The organism is Eudoraea sp. (assembly GCF_049665975.1).
GTDB lineage: Bacteria > Bacteroidota > Bacteroidia > Flavobacteriales > Flavobacteriaceae > Eudoraea.
Genome location: NZ_JBATGR010000546.1, coordinates 1 through 3,502 on the forward strand (window position 1 = coordinate 1; position 3,502 = coordinate 3,502).

Consider the following 3,502-nt stretch of genomic DNA (forward strand, 5'->3'; position numbering starts at 1 on the left):
TTTTTCTCCTGATAAGAATAGTACAACTATGTGCCGCATATTTTCACAACTAAAAAAAACAAAGTAAGTGAAAAGCTTGGTGGCACTACTTTTTGGTATTCTTACCATGACTTCAGTTTGTGGTCAGGCTAGAAAGAATATCACCGTAAAGAGATCTGTAAAATTAATGGGCAGTCCCTTTGAATTAACGGTAGTAGCGCAAAATGAAGAAATTGGATATATCAATTTGGAAGAGGCTATTGCTGAAGTCAAACGTATTGAAAAATTGATTTCTTCCTGGGATCCCGAATCAGAGACTTCAGAAATCAACCGGAATGCCGGTTTAAAACCAGTTAAGGTAAGCTTCGAGCTTTACAAATTAATTGAACGTTCTATTCAGATTTCTGAAATTACCGATGGTGCTTTTGATATTACTATTGCCGCAATGGAAGGGGTTTGGAAATTTGATGGTTCAATGACAAGGTTTCCAACTCCGGAACAAATCAGTAAGGCAGTTTCTAAAGTAGGCTATAAAAAAATCTCTCTTAATAGTTCTGAAAATACAGTGTTTCTAAAAGAGAAGGGGATGAAGATTGGATTTGGTGCGATTGGAAAGGGTTATGCTGCGGATAAAGTTAAGGAACTATTGGTATCCAAACAGGTTCCCGCAGGCATGATTAATGCTTCAGGAGATATTTCAACCTGGGGAACAAAGGCAACCGGAGAGAAATGGTTATTAGGCGTGGATCATCCAAGAAGTAATGGTAAAATATTTACATGGATACCATTAATAGAATCATCCGTGTCAATTACAGGTAATCTAGATAGATATGTAACTTTTAATGGCAAGAAATACGCACATTACATCGATCCAAAATCAGGGTATCCAACTACTGGCATAAGTAAGGTAACTGTACTTGCCAAAAGTGCGGAACTATGTGACGCTCTGGCTACTGCGGTCTATATCTTAGGTAAAGAAAAGGGAATTTCCTTAATAAATCAGTTGGTTGTTACCGAAGTAATAATTGTGGACAGCTACAATCAAATGTTTAATAGCCAGGGGATAATTCTGGACACGAAAGAATAAATTTTCTCATTCTTCTTTTTTAAAAACTCTTTCTATCTTGCTTGTGAAGAGGTTAATATACCTTTAAAAATTTGTAAATTCGCATTCCTAAGAGATGATTGAATGTTAGATAAATTAAATATTGTTAAACAGCGCTTTGATGAGGTATCAGACCTAATAATTCAACCTGATATTATTTCAGATCAAAAGCGCTACGTAAAACTTAATAAGGAATACAAGGATTTACGCTTGCTCATTGATAAAAGAGATCGATATATTGAGCTGACCAATAATATAAACGAAGCTGAGGAGATCATTAGTGATGGCAGTGATTTGGAGATGGTGGAGATGGCGAAAATGCAATTGGATGAGGCTAAGGAAGCTTTGCCTTTATTGGAGGAGGAAATAAAGTTATTATTAATTCCAAAAGATCCGGAGGATGCTAAAGATGTAGTGATGGAAATACGTGCAGGAACAGGTGGTGATGAAGCCAGTATCTTTGCAGGAGACCTTTACCGCATGTATTCCAAGTATTGTGAGTCTAAAGGTTGGAGAACGAATATCATAGATTTAAGTGAAGGTACCAGCGGAGGTTATAAAGAAATTCAATTTGAAGTTAGTGGAGAAGATGTATACGGGACACTAAAATTTGAAGCAGGGGTTCATCGTGTACAACGAGTTCCTCAGACAGAAACACAGGGCCGTGTTCATACCAGCGCGGCAACAGTAATGGTATTACCTGAGGCCGAAGATTTTGATGTGCAAATAGATCCTAAGGATGTACGTATAGATTTCTTCTGTTCATCAGGTCCGGGAGGCCAGTCTGTAAACACAACCTACTCTGCGGTTAGATTAACACATATTCCCACAGGTTTGGTGGCTCAGTGTCAGGATGAAAAATCGCAGCATAAAAATAAGGATAAGGCCTTTAGGGTTTTGCGATCGCGACTTTACGATATGGAACTTGCTAAAAGACAGGAAGAGGATGCTGCAAAACGAAATTCACAGGTTAGTAGTGGAGATCGTTCAGCAAAGATTCGTACATATAATTATTCGCAGGGTAGGGTAACCGATCATAGGATAGGCCTAACACTCTACGATCTACAGAATATAATCAACGGAGATATTCAAAAAATTATTGATGAGTTGCAGTTGGTGGATAACACCGAAAAACTGAAGGAAGCTTCGGAGATTTTTTAGAAATAAGGATGAAAATTGAACACTTAGTTGAGCAAATCCATAAAAAGGAATCCTTTCTCTGTATAGGCCTGGATACTGACCTGGAAAAAATACCGGTACATCTCTTAAATGAAGAGTCGCCAATTTTTTCATTTAACAAGGCTATTATCGATGCCACCCATCACCTTTGTGTAGCTTATAAACCAAATATTGCTTTTTATGAAGCATATGGTTCAATGGGTTGGGAAGCGTTGCGTAAAACTATTGAATACCTTAATGAGTTTTACCCTGAATTATTTACAATTGCAGACGCAAAACGAGGAGATATAGGGAATACTTCGTATAGATACGCAAAAGCATTTTTTGAAGATTTAGATTTTGACTCTATAACGGTTGCACCCTATATGGGGAGAGATTCTGTTGAACCATTTTTATCTTTTGAGAACAAGCATACTATTCTTCTGGCATTGACCTCAAATGAAGGTGCCTTTGATTTTCAAACAAAACAAATAGGGAAAAAGACTTTGTATGAACAAGTGCTGGAAACATCAATATCGTACAAAAATTCTCAAAATCTAATGTATGTAGTTGGAGCTACAAAGGCCAGTCATTTAATTGAAATCCGTAAAATAATTCCAGATAGTTTTCTTTTAGTGCCTGGAGTAGGAGCACAGGGTGGAAGCCTGGAAGAAGTTTGTAAATATGGTATGAATAAAAATGTTGGGTTATTGGTGAATTCTTCCAGAGGGATTATCTACGCCTCGACAGAAAAGGATTTTGCAATTATGGCGGCACAAAAAGCTACCGAATTGCAGGATGAAATGTCAAAGCAACTTAGAAAGAATTAAACATTACTGTACAAAATTCTCAATAACCTTTTTAAGCTTCCGTGCCTTCAATTCAAAAAATGTTGCAAGCTTATCATCTGTAGTCTTAAAATCTGATGCCTTACTTAAAAAGTTTTGATATTGAAATTCTATTAGGGCCAGAGCCTTTTGTCCACTTGTTATTTGAGTAATCGCTCCAACTTTACAATATTGATTATCCATGGTCACATTCTTTGTTCTTACAAATATACGGCCAAAATGAAGGTTTGGATGTTTACTAGTACATGTATTAATCTAAAAATCAGGTGATTTGTCTAATTTTTAACTAAATCATTGAATATAAGCCCCAAATGCTTCTAAAAACCTAAGATTGTAGGAGTTTGAATGTTTTACAGGAATCAGTGAAAATCTTATGTAAAATAATCGGTCAACTATTTATTCACAATCCTGA

At 36.5% G+C, this 3,502-nt stretch carries 4 protein-coding genes; 3 read left to right on the forward strand and 1 reads right to left on the reverse strand.

Translation table 11 applies throughout. The features are described from left to right. The first annotated feature begins 67 nt into the window (after positions 1-67). The 3 genes from WBN20_RS17135 (at position 68) to pyrF (ending at position 3,072) form a co-directional block, all read left to right on the forward strand. Entirely contained in the window at positions 68-1,066 is a 999-nt protein-coding gene (locus tag WBN20_RS17135) for an FAD:protein FMN transferase (RefSeq protein WP_424282569.1), read from the forward strand. Between the two features lie 102 nt (positions 1,067-1,168). Beyond that, the gene (prfA, locus tag WBN20_RS17140) at positions 1,169-2,245 is read left to right on the forward strand and encodes a peptide chain release factor 1 (RefSeq protein WP_424272147.1); all 1,077 of its coding nucleotides are present in this window, start codon (positions 1,169-1,171) and stop codon (positions 2,243-2,245) included. Between the two features lie 8 nt (positions 2,246-2,253). After that, positions 2,254-3,072 (forward strand): orotidine-5'-phosphate decarboxylase, encoded by an 819-nt coding sequence (pyrF, locus tag WBN20_RS17145; protein WP_424272148.1) that lies wholly within the window; start codon positions 2,254-2,256, stop codon positions 3,070-3,072. Positions 3,073-3,075: 3 nt separating this feature from the next. Here the strand turns inward: pyrF and WBN20_RS17150 are convergent, their stop codons facing one another. Next, positions 3,076-3,273, reverse strand: coding sequence for a hypothetical protein (locus WBN20_RS17150; RefSeq protein ID WP_424282570.1), 198 nt, complete (start codon positions 3,271-3,273; stop codon positions 3,076-3,078). Between the last annotated feature and the right edge of the window lie 229 nt (positions 3,274-3,502).

Coding starts and splice junctions, on each gene's coding strand:
- pyrF (WP_424272148.1), top strand. CDS start 2,254: ATGAAAATTGAACACTTAGTTGAGCAAATCCATAAAAAGGAATCCTTT.
- prfA (WP_424272147.1), top strand. CDS start 1,169: ATGTTAGATAAATTAAATATTGTTAAACAGCGCTTTGATGAGGTATCA.
- WBN20_RS17150 (WP_424282570.1), bottom strand. CDS start 3,273: ATGGATAATCAATATTGTAAAGTTGGAGCGATTACTCAAATAACAAGT.